This window comes from Microcoleus sp. T3_D1, from assembly GCF_036700405.1.
Lineage (GTDB): Bacteria > Cyanobacteriota > Cyanobacteriia > Cyanobacteriales > Microcoleaceae > Microcoleus.
The window spans coordinates 49,234-66,482 of the sequence record NZ_JAUBOV010000031.1 but is presented as its reverse complement, the minus strand read 5'-3'; the positions used below and the strand labels follow the sequence as shown (position 1 = coordinate 66,482).

Below are 17,249 nucleotides of genomic sequence, written 5' to 3'. Positions count from 1 at the left end.
ATTGTGGAACAGGCAAGATGCCTGTCGCTAAAAATGTTGAGTTATTGTGGAACAGGCCGGAAAGCCTGTTACTAAAAATGTTGAGTTATTGTGGAACAGGCCGGAAAGCCTGTTGCTAAAAATGTTGAGTTATGGTGGAACAGGCCGGAAAGCCTGTTGCTAAAAATGTTAATTTATTGTGGAACAGGCCGGAAAGCCTGTTGCTAAAAATGTTGAGTTATTGTGGAACACGCCGGAAAGCCTGTTGCTCAAAATCTTGTTGACAAAAGAAATAATTCAAATAAAAGCGATCCGAAATCACCAAAATATAGTAAAATAGTAGATTGTGATTAATCTAAGGATATCAACAGATTATGGCTAAGAAGAGCATGGTCGAGCGCGAGAAAAAGCGCCAGAGACTCGTAGACAAGTACGCCGACAAGCGGGAAGACCTGAAAGACCAGTTTGACCAAGCTAACAATCAGATGGACAAAATGGCGATTCACCGCCAACTACAACAGCTACCCCGCAGCAGTTCGCGGACTCGCTTGCGGAACCGCTGCTGGGCAACTGGACGGCCCAGAGGTTACTATCGTGACTTCGGACTGTCTCGCAACATGATGCGAGAAATGGCTCACGAAGGTCTTTTGCCCGGTGTTGTGAAGTCTAGCTGGTAGCACGAGAAAGAAGGAAGTTCGGCAACGGATTCTGTAACGGATGTAACGGATGTAACGGATGTAACGGATGTAACGGATGTCAGGAAGAAGGAAGAAGGAAGAAAAAAACTCACAATTAATCGGCAGGATTAGGTTTGGGGTTGATTTTTGTTTCAGACTTATGAGTTAAATTTTCCTCCTTCTTGCTTCACTGGCCACAGCATTTATCGATGCCGAGACTTTCGAGTAACAAGTCGCTGACGGCATTGGCGATCGCAAATTCGCCGTAGAAGCTTTTAGAAAAATCATAGGCCTGCATTTCGGTGACGATCGCAATTACGAGGCTGCCCACGTCATTTTCGCCTTCCATACGCTGGCGGACATAGATTTGGGCAGCTCTTTTAGCTATTTGCTGGTTGGCTGCTTCTGGGATAAACTCGGAGTCTAGCCATGCCAGCAGCGTTTGTTGGAGCCATTGGCCTTCTTGTTCGGGGTTTTTGGCGGGCGGTAAGGTAATAGGTTCAATGGTTTCAGACATGATTATTCCTAATTGCTAATGTTGACTTTGAAAAGTTAACTGAGAAATGACAACTGATAAATATATGCAATATGATATACCGACAATTATACAAGGATATGCCCAAGGCTACTTCTTGATGGCAAATGACGGCGAGGAAAGTTTGGGGTGGTATTCCAGCCGGCAGCGGGCGCTGATTCCCCTGGATGAAAGATTTACCTATCCGAAATCCCTGCGTCGCCAAATCAATCAAAATCGATTTTCCGTGGCTGTGAACCGCGATTTTGGGGCGGTGGTTGAGGGTTGTGCCGATCGCGAAACGACTTGGATTTCTAAGGAGCTCAAGAAGATTTACTGGGGTTTGTATGAGGCCGGTTGGGCTTACAGCTTCGAGACTTGGTGCGGGGACGAGTTGGCGGGCGGTATTCTCGGATTGTCGATCGGCGGTGCGTTTATTGGGGAGTCGATGTTTTACCGAATTCCCGAGGGTTCTAAGGTGGCGATGGTGAAGTTGGTGGAGAGATTGCGCGATCGATCTTATCTGATGTTCGACGCTCAAATGAACAATCCGCACTTGGAAAGATTCGGCGCTTATACTGTTAAGGAAAAACTGTACAAAACTCTTTTGCACGAAGCTTTGAAGCGCCGCTGCTCGCTATTTTAACAAACACTAAACTCCTGACTACAAACGGATTATTGAGATTGTTTGAATTAGCCATTTTTTGAACAACGAAACTGCCACAGTTCAAGAAATAGTATAATTAAGCTTAGATCCTTCTCGGAGACAACCACTATGCAAGTCACAACCGCAGAAATCATTTATCCCTCCAGCGACGGTCAACCAATGGCAGAAAGCACCATTCAATACGAATTAATTGTCAAAATTAAAGAAGGTTGCGAATCGCTGTTTAAGAATGACCCAAACGTTTTTGTAGCAGCCGATTTACTCTGGTATCCGGTTGAGGGCAGACCCGATATTTCTCAAGCACCTGATACGATGGTGGTATTTGGCAGACCAAAGGGCGATCGGCCTTCTTACATACAATATCGAGAGGACAATATTGCTCCTCAAGTCGCCTTTGAAATTCGCTCCCACAACGACAGCCAAACTAAAATGAATAAAAAATTGGCATTTTACCAGCGTCATGGAGTTGAGGAATATTACCTTTACGATCCAGAAAGAAATGAGTTGCAAGGTTGGCAAAGAATTGAGGGAAATCTAGAAGTAATTGAGCCGATGGAGGGATGGATCAGTCCGAGATTGGGTGTGCGGCTTGAGTTGGGAGAAGAAGGTTTAGAAATCTATCGACCTGATGGAGAAAAGTTTCTTTCCTATGGGGAATTAGAAGAACAGCGGGGATTATATCGCCAGCGTTTACAACAAGAATCTCAAAGAGCCGAACAAGAATCTCAAAGAGCCGAACGTTTAGCCGCCAAACTGCGGGAACTGAACATCGATCCAGATAGCATTTAAGCCGGAATAAATGCTAAGAAACCCGATTTCTCAAACAAATCGGGTTTCTGAGGATTGCGGTTATTTATTCTTTGAGTCCAGGACTAATCAAGACAAAAGAAACCGGGTTTTTTGCGGTTTTGCAGACGGTAACGCGTCTTCTCAGGTAAAAACCCGGTTTCTGACCACCCGTGCGTAAGTCTTATTCTTTTCAGGGCGAACCGGGATATTTGGTCGATCGCCCCCCAGCTAAAATTACATATACTACAATATATAATACAGAGATTAGAGCCAAAATCCTTGGAGCTCAGAAAAATCAGAATCGAAGCCCCTTGAATGTGTAAAAATACTGAAGCAAACATTACTAAACCCTGCACGGAGCAATTGTTGTGGATTCCAGATATAACCCCCAATCCATAGAAGAAAAATGGCAGCAGACATGGGCTGAGCAAAACTTAGACCAGATGCCAGAAGATACCCAAAAGCCTAAATTTTATGCCTTATCCATGTTCCCCTACCCGTCGGGAAACCTGCACATGGGCCACGTCCGCAACTACACAATCATCGATGTAATTGCCAGACTCAAGCGAATGCAAGGCTATCGGGTACTCAATCCGATGGGATGGGACGCTTTTGGTTTGCCCGCAGAAAATGCCGCCATCGAGCGCGGAATTCCCCCGGCAAAATGGACGTATGAAAATATTGCCCAAATGAAAGGCTTATTTCGCCGTCTCGGCATTTCCTTTGATTGGACAAAAGAAGTTACAACTTGTTCTCCTGATTATTATCGGTGGACTCAATGGATTTTCTTACAATTTTTAGAAGCAGGATTAGCATATCAAAAAGAAGCGGCAGTTAATTGGGACCCGATCGACCAAACAGTCTTAGCAAACGAACAAGTAGATAACGAAGGTCGTTCCTGGCGTTCCGGTGCCAAAGTCGAGCGCAAATTATTGCGGCAGTGGTTCCTCAAAATTACCGATTACGCCGAACAGTTATTAAACGACTTAGACAAATTGCCAGATTGGCCAGAAAGAGTCAAATTAATGCAAGCCAACTGGATCGGCAAATCAGTCGGCGCTTACTTAGAATTTCCGATTGTCGGAATGGATGAAAAAATCGCCGTTTTCACCACTCGCCCCGACACAGTTTACGGCGTCAGTTACCTTGTTTTAGCGCCGGAACATCCACTAACTCAGCGCGTGACAACGGAAGACAGAAAAGCCGCCGTAGAAACCTTCATCAAAGAAGTCGCCGCCCAAAGCGAGATCGATCGTACAGCCGAAGACAAACCAAAGCGCGGCATCCCCACAGGCGGCAAAGCAATCAACCCTTTCAACGGCGAAGAAATTCCCATTTGGATTGCAGATTATGTGCTGTACGAATACGGCACCGGCGCAGTTATGGGAGTACCCGCCCACGACACGCGAGATTTCAAATTTGCCAATCAATATCAACTGCCAATTAAAGTAGTAATTGTCGATGATGATGAAGTTCCGCTGACGGAAGCTTACACAGAACCAGGAATTATGATTAATTCCGAAAGCTTCAACGGCATGGATTCAATTAAAGGCAAAGCAGCAATAATTAAATATGCCGAAGATGCAGGTTGCGGCAAAGCGCGAGTGCAATACCGCTTGAGAGATTGGTTAATTTCCAGACAGCGTTATTGGGGCGCTCCGATTCCCGTAATTCACTGTCCCACCTGCGGAACAGTCCCCGTACCCGCATCGGATTTGCCCGTATTGTTGCCGGAAAATGTACAATTTACTGGCAAAGGTTCGCCCTTGGCAAAGATGGAAGAATGGGTAAACGTTCCTTGTCCGAGTTGCGGCACTCCGGCGAAGCGAGAAACAGATACGATGGATACTTTTATCGATTCTTCGTGGTATTTCTTGCGCTATCCCGATGCTCAAAATCAAGAGCAAGTCTTCGATTCGGCGAAGACAAATGATTGGATGCCCGTAGACCAATATGTCGGCGGCATCGAACACGCCATCTTGCATTTACTGTATTCGCGGTTCTTTACCAAGGTTTTGCGCGATCGGGGTTTGATCGATTGTGACGAACCATTTAAACGCCTGTTAACTCAGGGCATGGTGCAAGCAATGGCCTATAAAAACCCTGTTACTGGCAAATACGTTCCCCCAGCAGATATAGACCCCGCCAATCCCAAAGATCCTCAAACTGGCGAAGCTTTGGAAGTCTTCTACGAGAAGATGTCCAAATCAAAATACAATGGCGTTGACCCCTTGGAAGTTATGGGCAAATATGGGGTAGATACGGCGCGGATGTTTATTTTATTCAAAGCGCCGCCAGAGAAGGATTTGGAGTGGGACGATGCCGATGTGGAAGGGCAATTTCGCTTTTTAAATCGCGTTTGGCGCGTGGTGACAGAGTTTGGTTCACCCCCCCCTGCCCCCCCTTGCCAAGGGGGGGAGAAAGAGGTGTTAAGTAAACCTGAGAAGGATTTGCGGCGGGCGATTCACACTGCAATTAAGGAAGTTAGCGACGATTTGGAGGGTGATTATCAGTTCAATACTGCTGTTTCGGAAATGATGAAACTCAGCAATGCTTTGAATGATGCTAAATGTAAAGAGTCGCCAATTTATGCAGAAGGAATTAACACTTTGATTCGCTTGTTAGCGCCTTTTGCGCCACATATTGCTGATGAATTGTGGCACAATACTGGTAACAGTGAATCGGTGCATACGCAAACTTGGCCGAGTGTGGATGCTTCTGCCTTAATTACCGATGAAATTACGCTGGTAATTCAAGTTATGGGCAAGACTCGCGGCACAATTCAAGTGCCTTCTGGTGCGGATAAAGCTGCTTTGGAAAAGTTTGCTCGCGAGTCGGAATTAGCCAAGCGTCACCTGGAAGGTAAGGAGATTAAAAAGGTAATTGTGGTGCCTGGAAAGTTGGTTAATTTCGTGGTAGCTTGAGTGTAAAAGTCGCTACCTGTAGGCAACGTATCGTTTCTACACAAACACAACCTCATCCCCTTTAAACACTATCGGGCAACTATTATTTACTGTAAGAGTAGACAAGTTGCCCTTTTTTTACTAGCTTTAAGGGAATTTTAGGATTGTTTAGCGGCTCGTTTTTTAGCCTTACCTTTTCTTCCCATTCTTTAAATTTAGGTTCCAGCATTTCAGGTGTAAGTTTATAAATCTCTTTGAGAGTTATGCCTTCATACAGTCCAATATACCAAGCTTCTACTCTGCGATATTTGTCAAGTATAATTTCATTCAAATGATGGTGAGTATTGACCCCACCGCTTCTATTAAGAGCAATATTTATTGTTTTAAGTTCGTATTCTTTTCCTTCAGCATCAATAGCATCGTTTCCTTCACGTCCCGGTGATATCCGCAGCCCTAAAAGGATTAATAACTGTAAAGTCTTTCCCCCGTTATCTTGAAAAATATCCGCAATACCATATTCACTAGCCAGATTTTGCAATTCTTGGATGCTTTTCATAGCATTTTCTAGCCGTTTAGCATCTGAAATGCGTTCTGCTTCCGTGGTAACAGCCTCTTCAACAGGCTCTACAACTGACGGAGAAACTGGTTCAGCTATCAGGGTGTTAATGAGAGCTGTACTCTCGCCGCTTTGGCTAAAACTGATTAAATAAGTAGCGGGTACATCGAGCGCTTCAGCTAGAGCGAAAATAACTTCAAAGGATGGCGATCTTTCACCGCGTTCCAATAAGCTGATATAGTCAGTAGTCTTGTCTATGAGTTCTGCTAACTCGTCCTGTGTCATCCTTTTTTCTCTGCGTAACTGACTTACGTTGGCCGCAAATTGTTGTCTGGCTTCTTTGTAATTCATACCCCTCACACTTCATAAAAACGAACGGAAAGTTCGCTTTTTGAATGGTACGAAGAATTTATACACAAAACAACGTACTGAAAGTACGGATTTAGTAAGACTGACAGTACGGATTTTGATATAATGACAGTAGGCTGTGTCTGTTGTACCTTAAACTAATATAAATTAAGCATGAGTAACATTTTGCCGGCCCCAATTTACACCACCCAATACGGTCAATCTTATGTGGGAGATTCTCTTCATCTCCTGAATAGTCTTGCTAACAATTCTGTAGATTTGGTGATTACATCCCCTCCTTTTGCATTGCAACGCCAAAAGAGTTATGGAAATGAAGATCAAGATTTATATGTTGATTGGCTGCTAGGCTTTGCTCCTGAAATTAAAAGAGTTCTTAAGGATACTGGAAGTTTTGTTATAGACCTTGGAGGTGCTTATCAAAAAGGGATACCTGTACGCTCGCTGTATAATTACCGCGTACTTATTAGATTATGTGACGAATATGAATTTAAACTGGCTCAAGAGTTTTTCTGGTTTAATCCTTCAAAACTTCCATCTCCTATAGAGTGGGTGAATAAAAAGAAAATCAGGGCTAAAGATTCTGTGAATACTGTTTGGTGGCTTTCCAAAACGAATCAGCCTCAAGCGAATATTACTAAAGTCAAAGTAGAGTATTCTGAGAGAATGAAAAAACTTTTAAAAAATGCTGATGAATTTTACACGCCCAAAGAACGTCCTTCCGGTCACAATATTAGCGATCGATTTGCCAAAGATAATGGAGGTGCTATTCCATCTAATTTGCTAGAGATTTCTAATTCTGAAAGTAATTCTCAATACTTGCGTTGGTGCAAAGAGTTTAATGTTAAGGCGCATCCGGCACGTTTTCCCCAAAAATTACCGTCATTTTTTATAAATTTTCTTACTGAACCGGGAGACTTGGTAGTAGATATTTTTTCGGGTTCTAATACTACGGGTTATGCAGCAGAACAATTATCAAGAAACTGGCTAAGCTTTGAAAAAGAAAAACAATATGTTGCTGCATCAATATTTAGATTTTTGCCTCAAGAATCTTTTTGGCAAGCGGATACAATATATAACCAATTGTTAACTGAGGAAGCATCAGGATTGATTTTACCTCAAAATAGGCTACTTTTTGAAGTTAATAATTATTGTTTTTAAGGTGACTAAATAGTCGAATTTTTATTCAGATATGAAGCAGTATTTAGAAATCGCTTCTACACGAACAAATTCCCAGCAGAGAGGGACTGAAAGAGATGATTTTAATTGTTAGTTTCAAAAAGCAATTGCACGATCGCTCCGCATTCCAATTTTAATACTGATTGAGCGCTACCGCCGTTAACGGCAATTTCTACCCAACCGTCAGAACCAGTTATGGCAATTAAATCGCCCGGTTTGCTGTCGCTGTAGGTTTTACCGCTGGGGATGCGAATTGCATCAGAACTATTGCTAATTGTCAATGACCAATTGTTACCTATAATGCAATTATTCGGGATATTAGTAATTAGGTTGCCGAAGCGATCGACATATTGAATGCAGCCTGCTGCACCTGTGGCTGTAACCGCACAATTTGGTATCTCTAACTCGACTAAACTTGCAGGGTCGAGATCCTCCCCCAACTCTTCCAATGCCACCCCGTTCGCCAAGTGAGCGCCCGCAGCAGCGAAAATATCGCGACCGTGAAAAGTGCTGCTGGGTTGAGGTGTGCGCCAGTATTTGGGGTTGGTGAGTTCGACAGAGGCGATCGCACTTTCCCGACTCAACACCCCGCTAAACAACCCGTTATCCGGCCCAACAAGGAAGCCATTAGCACATTTAATCGCAACCCCGCGTCTCTTGCTTCCCACACCCGGATCGACGACAGCAATATGTACGGTTTCCGGGGGAAAATAAGCAAAAGCAGTCATCAAACAAAACCTCGCGGCCGCAATATTTTGAGATGGTATTTGGTGAGTAATGTCAATGACTTTTAACTGCGGGTTAATTTGGGCGATCGCACCTTTCATCACTCCCACATAAACATCGCTTAATCCAAAATCCGTCAGCAGAGTTATAATTCTATTTTTAGACATATATCCACAGGTAAAAATATGGTATCACAATGGGAAAACTTTCTGCAAAACTTGGGAGAATGGCACGGTTCCTTTACTCAGTTATCCCCGCGAGGAGAGGTACTTCAAGATACTCCTAGCATTATTTCTCTCGAAGGTTTCAATGACAACAAAAATGTGCGATTGAAACTCCGTCGCTTTTCCCCAAATCCTAGCGGTGTCGGCGAACCGGAAGTCAGCGAACTTGTTCGAGAATATCAAAGTTTGGGACGAGATATCCTATTTTTTGAGAATGGAGCTTTTTGTCAGGGAACTATTCAACTAGCGCCTTATTCTGAGTGCGGTGCCGAGTTTGGTTTTATCTACAATTATCGCCGGTTGCGCTTCCCTCTGACATACAATACCGACGGCAATTTATCAAAACTTATCTTAATTCGGGAAAAGCAGCTTGATAAAAATGTCCCCGAACGTCCGCCTTTAACTGTTGAGGATTTGCTGGGGGAGTGGGAGGGCGAGGCGGTGACAATGTATCCAGATTTGCGTTCTCCAGACTTTTATTCTACCAAACTGCAATTGCATTTAGAAAGTGGCGATCGCCTACAGCAGAAAATTACTTTTGGCAGTAATGCTAGTGTTATCACTTCTAGCGCCACCATAGACGGTTCAGTTCTGCACTTTAACGAAGGTACTTCGCCCGTGCAAGTTGTGCTGCTTCCTGACGGCGGTTCTTGCACTTTACCTGTCAAGATTGAATCCAGAAAACCTATATTTTTCGAGGCTGGTTGGTTGGTAGAACCTGACTTGCGGTTTCGGATGATTCGCAGTTACAACGATCGGGGTGAATGGGTAAGTTTGACTTTAGTTAAAGAACGAAAAATTAGTCATTAGTAATTTAGTCATTAGTCATTAGTCATTAGTTAGTAGGGGCGGGTTTTACCCTAAATATTTATAGGTAACTCAGGAAATAGATAAACCCGCCCTTTGGATTTGATGCTCTTCCAGTCCACTTTACGGCGGAGGAAAGTTTATGTAGCAGCTAATTTTATTTGCGGGATTTTGTTTCCTGGGTTTGCGATTGAATCACCGCACTCCAATCATCATTGTTAACAGCCGCTTCCAAATCCTTAGCGCGTTCGCCGTCATTTTTGGCTGCTGTTTCTAACTCTTTGGTAAGACTAGAATCTGCCATTGCTTTACGCAATTTCAGCTTTTTTTCCTCATAAGCTTTTTGTTCCTCAGCAGACATAGCAGCGCGCGCTGCTTGACCTACCGTAGCCGCCCACATTTCGCTGTCAGCACCGTTCCCAGGGGGAATGCTGCCAATTTCTGCTATCCAAGCATCCCGCAAACTTTCCATTTCTTCCCGCTTGGGGAATTTGAAAGTTTGCACGCGCAGGAAAGCACAATTTTCAACGCCATTTTGGGCGATGTGACCGTTGATTGAAAGCAGGATATTTCGCGAATAACCGATAAACTGAGTATTGCGGGAAGTGTCCATTACAGCATACACGCCGGCGACTTTCGCGTTAGTTGCCAAATCGCGCCACGTATCGATCGACATTACTTGCGTGCCGTCATTTTCTAATTCAGAAATAGCAGCCGCTGCGCTGTGTTCTGAGTCGGAACTGTATAAAAAGTTGTGCAGTCCTTCATGGGCGACAGGTACGTTTTGATGTTCAATTGCTACGTCTCGATCGGCATTCACTTGATTAGCTTCCATTAAATTCAATTCCTCAAAAAATGTCAACTTTACTCATTAAATCCCGCTTTCAGGGGCGGGCAAGATGCCCAACCCCTACTCCCCACAATAAAGTTCTCGTGGAACAGGCATCTTGCCTGTTCTATTGTTTTTTTTGCCCTTATATAGCAATCCTAAATGAGATGTAGGGGTAGTGCTACCCCTACTCCCCGTGCCTACCCCAGCATCATGGGGGCAACCGGGCGTGGGTTTTGCCCCTACAAGAATTACACAAATGATGCGAGGATTGCTATATACTTAACTTACGGAAATTTGTTGCAATTCCTCGTCAGTCAATTTAACTTCGAGCGCCTGCACAGAGTCCTCAATACTCGATACTTTGCTCGCACCGGGAATCGGAACTACGCAGGGCGATTGAGCCATCAACCAAGCTAATACTATACAGTAAACTGAAACGTTTTTTTCTGCGGCTAATTTTGCGATCGCGGGCATCTCTTGCAAGCTGGTGACGCGGCGGCTTCCTCCCAAAGGACTCCAGGGAAAAAATGTCAGTTTTTCGGTTTCGCAATATTCCAGAACCCCGTCTGATTCCGGCTGTCTGTGCCACGGATTGTACTGATTCTGCACGGAGACAACTTCTACTGTATCGCGGGCACGTTTGATCTGCTCTACAGAAAAGTTGGACACTCCAATAAATCGAATCATTCCTGCTTCTACTGCTTCTTTTGCAGGTGCTAGGGCTGCTTCGATGGTATAAGCAGGATCGGGCGAGTGGTACTGCCAAAGGTCGATCGGTTCCTTGCCGCCCAATGCTTCAAAACTTTCGCGAATTGTCTGGCGCAAATGGTGGGGATTGCCGTTGCGCGTCCATGCACCTTGAGGCCGCATTAAGCCGCCTTTAGTGGCGACAGTAACGGCCCGAGTATCTCCGGTGTACTGTTCCAAAGCTTTGGCAATCAGGTGTTCATTGTGGTGTTTGTCGGATTCATCTTGGCAGTAGGAATCTGCGGTGTCAATTAGGGTGACACCCAAATCGAGGGCGCGGTGGATTACTGCAATTGATTGATCTTCGGGCGGCCGGCCGCTTAAGGACATTGGCATACCTCCAAGACCGATCGCGCTGATAGTAAAATTACTGTTACCCAGTTTTTTTCTTTTCATTGGTTTCCCTTCCTTTGCGTGGTTTATTTCCAGTTTACATTTCAAGGATAAGTTGAAATCTTACATTTATTTAACTATCTAAGTAAATAGACCAAAATATTTTTTAGATCAGCTGTTTTGCCTTGAAAATGTATATTTCACTTCCCTATTCCGCACCTGTCAAATCCTCTCCCTCTCAAACATAATAGACAATCTCGATCCGCAGCAGCCAACCCTACCTACTTAACTAGCTGGAAGCGCTGGTGTAAAAGCGGAGTGCAAATTGCCAGAAGTAGCGGGAGAAAAATAACAGCCCGATCGCCAATATTCCCGCCCCTGCGATCCAAACGATTTCACCTCTCCCCAGCATGGCTTCTGCAGGCACAGTCGTCAAGAAGGCAACGGGAACTACGAAAGTGAAGAAAAATCGATAAGCTGCAGGATAAGCGGCCATTGGAAATCTACCCGCTTCTAACAATCCTTTGAGGACTTCGGTAACATTGTAAATTTTGACAAACCAAATGCTGGTGGCCCCTAACATAAACCATATACTGTAAAGAGTAATAGTTCCGAATAACAGCGGTATTGCTGTTAAAAAATAGTTGCCGATTGCTACTCCCAATTTGTTGGCAGCATACAGCAGCAATACGGTGCCGAAGATTAAATCTGGGATTCCCCAAGGCGAAACTGTGTTTGCAGACAGCCAAAATTGGGAACTGATGGGTTTGAGGAGTACGAAATCGAGAGTACCTTGCTGGACTCGATCGACAATACGGCTGAGATTAGGTGCTAGAAACGTTGACGAAAACCCCTGCAAAATCGTGAAAATACCGAGTACAACTAAGGCCTCTTCCCATGAATAGCCCGAAAACGTGTAGCCGGTACGGTAGAACAAAAACAGCCCAAACAAGCTGCCCGTAAGATTTCCGAGGCTGCTGATGGCCGCCAGGACAAAGTTGATTCGGTATTCTAGTTCCGCTGCGATCGCCGCACCCCAGAACATTTTCAGTACGTGCAAATATCGTCCCATGTTTATAGCCATTTTTTGCCGTGTAAATACTTAAATTCCCCTATTGTAAAGCTTGTGTAAAGTTAACTGCTGTACTGGGTGTTCATTTCACTATAACAATAAATTATTGATACCGCTTACCTAAGTAGTTTTACTGTTAAATAGTATTAAGTTATTTAACAAAATTCAAATAAAAATTACAATTCTTAATTTAAGTCTATCTTAAGGCAATATATTTTGGCAAATATTAAGCATGGTTCATGTTTGGAGACAAAACTCCGCTTAATTGATTGGAAATACTAATATGTTACAAGTCTTAATATTATAAATATTTGACAAACATCTAGCCAAACCCAAACGGAACACTTAGGATGGGGCATACGTACTCAAAAGGAATACGTAATCAGAAATACGTATTCCTACGTACCAAATATGGCTCGAGAAATTGACTTAAGTAACAACACGTAAGGAAAAAAAGACATGGATGCTTTAACGTTATCGAGACTGGGCGTCAAGCACACCAAGAGTGCAGTAGCCGAATCGCTGCGGATCAATACAGGATACGACGTGACAAGCCCAGTCACTTTTTACGGGATTGTCAACGAGCACTGCAATGTTAAATGCCGCCAGTGCGAGTATTGGCGACTCAAAGAATATAAAGACGAAATGACGATCGAAGAATGGCAAAATGCCCTCTTGAGCGTCAAAGAATTTGTGGGCGAATTTTCAATCAACTTTAGCGGTGGCGAACCTTATATTAAAAAAGGTTTTCTCGACTTGCTGGCCTTTGCGAATAAAAATGGCATTCACGCCGGCGTCACCACCAACGGCTATTGCATGACCAGGGAAAACGCAGCCAAAACTGTAGCGGCGCGTCCTTTTAATGTGAATATGTCCGTTGACGGGCCGAATGCAGAACTGCACGATTATTTGCGGGGTCAACCGGGATTATTCGACAGACTTTCTAAAGGAATCGGTTATCTGCGCGAAGAACAAGAAAAACAGAACGTCTTGTTTCCGATCAACGTCAAACCGACAATTAACCGACTGAATTTCCGCCACCTCCCGGAAATAGTCACCTGGGCTCAGGGAATTGGGGCGACGACGGTCAACTTCCAACCAGTCAACCGCTGGACGCCAGAAACATACGAGGAATTGTGGATTGAAAAAGAAGACATGGAGGAATTTTCCCAAGTAATCGAGCGGCTAATTGAAATGAAGAAGAACGGTGCTCCGATTATGAACAGCGATGAAGTGTTGCGATTGATGATTCCTCACTTTGCCGAAGAAAAAGCTCCTGATTCAACTCGTCCTTGTCGCGTTGGACTCCGCAATTACTGGATTGATACGCGCGGCGATGTGAAATTGTGCGATGAGTTTCCGGTAATTGGTAATGTGAAAGACGCCAGCGCCCGCGAGATTTGGTACGGCCAAAAAGCTCAGGAAGTCCGCCGCGATACTTTGAATTGCGGCAAGCTTTGTCTGATTACTTGTGTTTCGCAAAAAACGATTTTGGACAAGGTGAAAATGGGGATGAAGTTATTAAAGAATTGAGGTTTGAGCCGTGTTAATATTGCTTGTGTTTATGGTGGCCGGGTTTTATCAGAAACCCGGTTTTTTGTTTAGTTGTCTTCGTTCTTGCTGTCGATTTCCATTTGTTCTAGATCGCGATCTTTGTGCTCTTTTTCCTTTTGTTTGTATAAGTCTATTTGTTCTCGATCGCGCTGACGTTCCCTCTGTTCCTGTTCCCGTTTCAATTCCACCTGTGCGATTGCCACCATCCCGCAAATTGTGGATGTTGTCTGCTGGAACAAATCTTGATTAGGAATCAGGTAGTTTAAGAATTTTTCAATATCCCTTTCCATGCCAAAAGAGCGATCGACCTTCCCAGACACAATAGCGAGCGCATTGCTTTTACTCAATCAGTATTGAAAACATCCTGCAAGTTACGATAACCACTAATAACGCGCAAAATCTCAATACCATCACCAACTATTTGATAAAAAATGATGTATCCATCACTGGCACACCACGTAAACTGGGAGAAAATTGTGAATACGATCGCCCCAAATATGGAAACTGTGCAATCTGCTGACATTTTTTACCAAATCCTTCCACAAAGCGCTCTCCTGCATCCACGCTTTGCGCCAAAAAGTAATCGGAAATTTCGGATAAATTTCGACTCGCTTCGAGCGTAATAAGCAAGCGATTCATGCTCTTAATTCTCTGGCTTTTTTCACTTTATCTCTAAGTTGAGCTAATACATCGTCTGGATTGAGCAACTCACCCCGTTGTGCTTGTTCTCGTGCTATATCGATTTTCTTCCCAGTTTCTTGTACCCACGCTAAATAGTTTGGGCTGTTGCCGTCATCGGATAAAGTAACATCATCGATTAATAACAGCAAGGCTGTGTTAATTGCTTCTTCAAGGGAGGGATATTGACCGTGCTTTACTAAAGCTTCAAGGACTTGGGTTTGCTCTTGGCTCAAGGTGATTTGCATTGTTACCTCGGATGGGGGCAAGGGTTGGACAATACTTCTACTGTATCGTATTTTATTACAAAAGTACGCGCGTGCGAAGCTATCCCGTAGGGAATCGCTCTTGACTGTGGCAGATAGAAAAAGGCGATCGCCTGCGCGTTGAGAAAAAGAGATAAAGTGCGATCGACCTTTCCATATCAAAAAGAGCGATCGACCTTTCCCTGCCAAAAAGGGAGATCGCTCTAGTTGTCGAGTAGACATGGTTTGGGATAAACTAATATTGTCTCCTTGGCTGGGCTATAATAGTCCTCGTATCATTCTTTAAAGAACCTTTCTGCCAGCAGTTGCACGATTTTACGGAATAATCATCAAAATTTTCTTTGGGGCTCACCCACCTCCTCATTTTCACGCAGTTTACGGTGAGTAAAACGCTTTGATCGGTATTGAGTATGCGAGAAATTATAGAAGGAGATTTACCGAAGCGGGCCCAAAAGCTGGTAATAGAATGGGCTACGTTGTACCAGAAAGAACTGCTGGATATGTGGAATAGCCAAGAATTTAGTAAACTTCCACCATTAAAATAACTCCGATATGTTTATGAAACCTCAACGCATTGTTTCTGCTAAAGCTATTGACGATCGCACATTGATGGTTAAGTTTACCAATCTAGAATTTAAAAAATACGACATCTCTAAGTTATTAGATAATCCGATGTTTACGACCTTAAGTAATCCTGTGTTTTTCCGAAATTTTACAGTTGAACCTGGTGGTTATGCACTGGCTTGGAATGATGAGATAGATATCAGTGAATATGAACTTTGGCAGAATGGAATTAGTGGCACAGAGGAGGAAATTGAACGATATATTGAATCTATTCATCATGTTGCTCGCTGAGAAATAAGACCCGATTCTTCTGAGCGATCGACCTTCCTATCCCAAAAGAGCGATCGACAATTTTATTGTAGATTTTTATTGTGCGGCTTTACAGTTAGTAATTGAGATTGATGGGGAGAGTCATTTTACGGAACAAGGGAAACTATATGATGCAGAAAGAACCGGGATTTTACAGGGTATGGATTGAAGGTTGTCACGTTTACGAATGTTGAGGTGTTGCAGAGTTTTGAGGGGGTTTGTGGGGAGTTGTTGGGTTTGATTGAGGGTGATTTTTGAGGCTAGATCACCCTGGCGCCCCCCTTAAGAAGGGGGGGAAATGAAGGGAGGGGAGTTGAATGGGTGGTTGGATGCGATTGGGGCGATCGCACTGTACGATCGCTAGTCGATCTTAGGCTTGCAATCGACAAAGGATAAAGCCTCTTCATCGAGATAACCGGCGATCGCCATTTCAATTACTGCCCAAACGGGATAATTCATGGTTTTAGCCCGCATTTCCAGTGCTTTACGAATGCTTTTGGGTAATCCTTCTAGAAAGATTTGTGCTAATTCCGGTGACAGATGTTCGGTGATAATAGGCGGAGTTTGCATAGAATTAGTCCCTCGCTGGAATTTTGACGTTATAGGGTGGGTTAACGGCTTGAATGATGAGGCTTCCTAAGTCTGATGATAACTGAATCCACGCTCGTAAAATCTAGCTGGTAAAAGGCGATAGCGCTCGCACTCAACTGGAAGCTAATAGTTGTATAATAGACTAGCTAGACAAGCGCAAAAAGTGAAAACCTATGTCACAGGCAATCCTCAACCAAATTGTTAATCAGCTTGAAATGCTGGATTTTTTAGAGTTACAGGAACTCGAACGCGCAATCGCCAAACATCTGGCCCAGAAACAGCAAGCTACTCAACAAAAACCAACTCAAAAATCTGTTAATAAAAAGCAATTATTTCAAGAATGGGATGCCATTTCTGATGAGGAAGCTGCGGTACTAAAAGCTGAGTTTACCACCGAAGATTTAGCATTTGCAGAAGTCGTCTTAAGTGATTATCTGCCCCAACTTCAGCAACAGGATGAAAATTGATGCTAGGAGATATTTATTTAGCCGATCTGAATCCTTCTAAAGGTTCAGAACAAGCGGGAATTAGACCAGTCATTGTTGTACAGCGAGATACATTAGACCGCTTTACTACGACGGTGATAGTAATTCCGGTAACAAGTAATCTGCGGCGTGCTAAAATACCGGGGACAATTATTTTACCAACAGGTGAAGGTGGTTTAACACAGGATTCAGTGGCGCTTTGCTATCAAATAGTAGCGATCGATAGAGAGCGATTAATCAAAAAAATGGGATCTCTTTCAGCAGATTATGTATCTAGATTACAGGTAGCATTGCAGTATACACTGCAAATGGATGAATTTGAGAATGTAGAAGAATAGAATGAGTTGAAGTGCGATCGCACTTTTTGACTTATTCCAAAGGGGCGATCGACCTTGTGTGAGAAAGAGGAATAAAGGGCGATCTGCCTTGTA

At 43.7% G+C, this 17,249-nt stretch carries 22 protein-coding genes; 12 read left to right on the top strand and 10 right to left on the bottom strand.

Annotation, left to right across the window (positions count from 1 at the left end):
- Positions 1-353: 353 nt before the first annotated feature.
- On the top strand, positions 354-656 hold the full coding sequence (rpsN, locus tag QT992_RS15890; RefSeq protein ID WP_006633844.1) for a 30S ribosomal protein S14: 303 nt from the start codon (positions 354-356) through the stop codon (positions 654-656).
- A 187-nt stretch (positions 657-843) separates the two neighbouring features.
- Here rpsN and QT992_RS15885 read toward each other — a convergent pair whose 3' ends face one another.
- Complete coding sequence (locus QT992_RS15885; protein ID WP_190740107.1) at positions 844-1,173, bottom strand: hypothetical protein; 330 nt, start codon at positions 1,171-1,173, stop codon at positions 844-846.
- Between the two features lie 46 nt (positions 1,174-1,219).
- On the opposite strand from QT992_RS15885, the gene aat reads away from it, so the two are divergent.
- The 3 genes from aat (at position 1,220) to leuS (ending at position 5,550) form a co-directional block, all read left to right on the top strand.
- Positions 1,220-1,816 carry a leucyl/phenylalanyl-tRNA--protein transferase gene (gene aat, locus QT992_RS15880; protein WP_445305335.1) on the top strand — a complete coding sequence of 199 codons (597 nt, stop codon included), beginning with the start codon at positions 1,220-1,222 and terminating at the stop codon, positions 1,814-1,816.
- 129 nt (positions 1,817-1,945) lie between these two features.
- The gene (locus QT992_RS15875) at positions 1,946-2,626 is read left to right on the top strand and encodes a Uma2 family endonuclease (RefSeq protein ID WP_333337861.1); all 681 of its coding nucleotides are present in this window, start codon (positions 1,946-1,948) and stop codon (positions 2,624-2,626) included.
- A 368-nt stretch (positions 2,627-2,994) separates the two neighbouring features.
- Positions 2,995-5,550 carry a leucine--tRNA ligase gene (gene leuS / locus QT992_RS15870; protein WP_333318290.1) on the top strand — a complete coding sequence of 852 codons (2,556 nt, stop codon included), beginning with the start codon at positions 2,995-2,997 and terminating at the stop codon, positions 5,548-5,550.
- Positions 5,551-5,632: 82 nt separating this feature from the next.
- Here the strand turns inward: leuS and QT992_RS15865 are convergent, their stop codons facing one another.
- Positions 5,633-6,436, bottom strand: coding sequence for a helix-turn-helix domain-containing protein (locus QT992_RS15865; RefSeq protein ID WP_333318292.1), 804 nt, complete (start codon positions 6,434-6,436; stop codon positions 5,633-5,635).
- A gap of 171 nt (positions 6,437-6,607) precedes the next feature.
- Here QT992_RS15865 and QT992_RS15860 point away from each other — a divergent pair, with 171 nt between their 5' ends.
- Complete coding sequence (locus QT992_RS15860) at positions 6,608-7,612, top strand: site-specific DNA-methyltransferase (protein WP_333337857.1); 1,005 nt, start codon at positions 6,608-6,610, stop codon at positions 7,610-7,612.
- Positions 7,613-7,713: 101 nt separating this feature from the next.
- Here QT992_RS15860 and QT992_RS15855 read toward each other — a convergent pair whose 3' ends face one another.
- A complete protein-coding gene (locus tag QT992_RS15855; protein ID WP_333337854.1) occupies positions 7,714-8,523 on the bottom strand; it encodes an SAM-dependent chlorinase/fluorinase in 810 nt (269 codons plus the stop codon).
- A gap of 18 nt (positions 8,524-8,541) precedes the next feature.
- Between QT992_RS15855 and QT992_RS15850 the strand changes: the two genes are divergently transcribed.
- Positions 8,542-9,390 carry a DUF3598 family protein gene (locus tag QT992_RS15850; protein WP_333337852.1) on the top strand — a complete coding sequence of 283 codons (849 nt, stop codon included), beginning with the start codon at positions 8,542-8,544 and terminating at the stop codon, positions 9,388-9,390.
- Between the two features lie 154 nt (positions 9,391-9,544).
- Here QT992_RS15850 and QT992_RS15845 read toward each other — a convergent pair whose 3' ends face one another.
- The 3 genes from QT992_RS15845 to QT992_RS15835 all read right to left on the bottom strand — a co-directional run bounded on the left by QT992_RS15845 (position 9,545) and on the right by QT992_RS15835 (position 12,383).
- Complete coding sequence (locus tag QT992_RS15845; RefSeq protein ID WP_333337849.1) at positions 9,545-10,222, bottom strand: GIY-YIG nuclease family protein; 678 nt, start codon at positions 10,220-10,222, stop codon at positions 9,545-9,547.
- Positions 10,223-10,498: 276 nt separating this feature from the next.
- Positions 10,499-11,362 (bottom strand): aldo/keto reductase, encoded by an 864-nt coding sequence (locus QT992_RS15840; protein WP_333318304.1) that lies wholly within the window; start codon positions 11,360-11,362, stop codon positions 10,499-10,501.
- A gap of 226 nt (positions 11,363-11,588) precedes the next feature.
- Positions 11,589-12,383, bottom strand: a complete 795-nt coding sequence (locus QT992_RS15835) for an ABC transporter permease (protein ID WP_333318306.1) — start codon at positions 12,381-12,383, stop codon at positions 11,589-11,591.
- Between the two features lie 447 nt (positions 12,384-12,830).
- Here QT992_RS15835 and QT992_RS15830 point away from each other — a divergent pair, with 447 nt between their 5' ends.
- Positions 12,831-13,904 (top strand): radical SAM protein, encoded by a 1,074-nt coding sequence (locus tag QT992_RS15830; RefSeq protein WP_333318308.1) that lies wholly within the window; start codon positions 12,831-12,833, stop codon positions 13,902-13,904.
- Positions 13,905-13,972: 68 nt separating this feature from the next.
- On the opposite strand, the gene QT992_RS15825 is transcribed toward QT992_RS15830, so the two are convergent.
- From QT992_RS15825 to QT992_RS15815, 3 genes are all read right to left on the bottom strand, one after another.
- Positions 13,973-14,272, bottom strand: coding sequence for a hypothetical protein (locus QT992_RS15825; protein ID WP_333337845.1), 300 nt, complete (start codon positions 14,270-14,272; stop codon positions 13,973-13,975).
- Between the two features lie 70 nt (positions 14,273-14,342).
- The gene (locus tag QT992_RS15820) at positions 14,343-14,564 is read right to left on the bottom strand and encodes a type II toxin-antitoxin system RelE/ParE family toxin (RefSeq protein ID WP_333318312.1); all 222 of its coding nucleotides are present in this window, start codon (positions 14,562-14,564) and stop codon (positions 14,343-14,345) included.
- On the bottom strand, positions 14,561-15,091 hold the full coding sequence (locus QT992_RS15815; RefSeq protein WP_333337842.1) for a hypothetical protein: 531 nt from the start codon (positions 15,089-15,091) through the stop codon (positions 14,561-14,563). Before QT992_RS15815 ends, QT992_RS15820 begins: the two co-directional genes overlap by 4 nt.
- Positions 15,092-15,279: 188 nt before the next feature.
- Here QT992_RS15815 and QT992_RS15810 point away from each other — a divergent pair, with 188 nt between their 5' ends.
- Genes QT992_RS15810 through QT992_RS15800 form a run of 3 tightly spaced genes read left to right on the top strand, consistent with a single transcriptional unit; the run spans position 15,280 to position 15,911 of the window.
- Complete coding sequence (locus tag QT992_RS15810; protein ID WP_333337839.1) at positions 15,280-15,414, top strand: DUF4160 domain-containing protein; 135 nt, start codon at positions 15,280-15,282, stop codon at positions 15,412-15,414.
- A gap of 13 nt (positions 15,415-15,427) precedes the next feature.
- The gene (locus QT992_RS15805; RefSeq protein ID WP_333337837.1) at positions 15,428-15,724 is read left to right on the top strand and encodes a DUF2442 domain-containing protein; all 297 of its coding nucleotides are present in this window, start codon (positions 15,428-15,430) and stop codon (positions 15,722-15,724) included.
- A gap of 13 nt (positions 15,725-15,737) precedes the next feature.
- On the top strand, positions 15,738-15,911 hold the full coding sequence (locus tag QT992_RS15800; protein ID WP_333337866.1) for a DUF559 domain-containing protein: 174 nt from the start codon (positions 15,738-15,740) through the stop codon (positions 15,909-15,911).
- A 191-nt stretch (positions 15,912-16,102) separates the two neighbouring features.
- Here QT992_RS15800 and QT992_RS15795 read toward each other — a convergent pair whose 3' ends face one another.
- A complete protein-coding gene (locus tag QT992_RS15795) occupies positions 16,103-16,312 on the bottom strand; it encodes a hypothetical protein (protein ID WP_333337834.1) in 210 nt (69 codons plus the stop codon).
- A 194-nt stretch (positions 16,313-16,506) separates the two neighbouring features.
- On the opposite strand from QT992_RS15795, the gene QT992_RS15790 reads away from it, so the two are divergent.
- Together QT992_RS15790 and QT992_RS15785 are read left to right on the top strand one after the other, a co-directional pair.
- Positions 16,507-16,800: a hypothetical protein gene (locus tag QT992_RS15790; protein WP_333337832.1), complete on the top strand. Its 294-nt coding sequence runs from the start codon at positions 16,507-16,509 to the stop codon at positions 16,798-16,800.
- Positions 16,800-17,156: a type II toxin-antitoxin system PemK/MazF family toxin gene (locus QT992_RS15785; RefSeq protein WP_333337829.1), complete on the top strand. Its 357-nt coding sequence runs from the start codon at positions 16,800-16,802 to the stop codon at positions 17,154-17,156. Before QT992_RS15790 ends, QT992_RS15785 begins: the two co-directional genes overlap by 1 nt.
- Positions 17,157-17,249 lie beyond the last annotated feature (93 nt).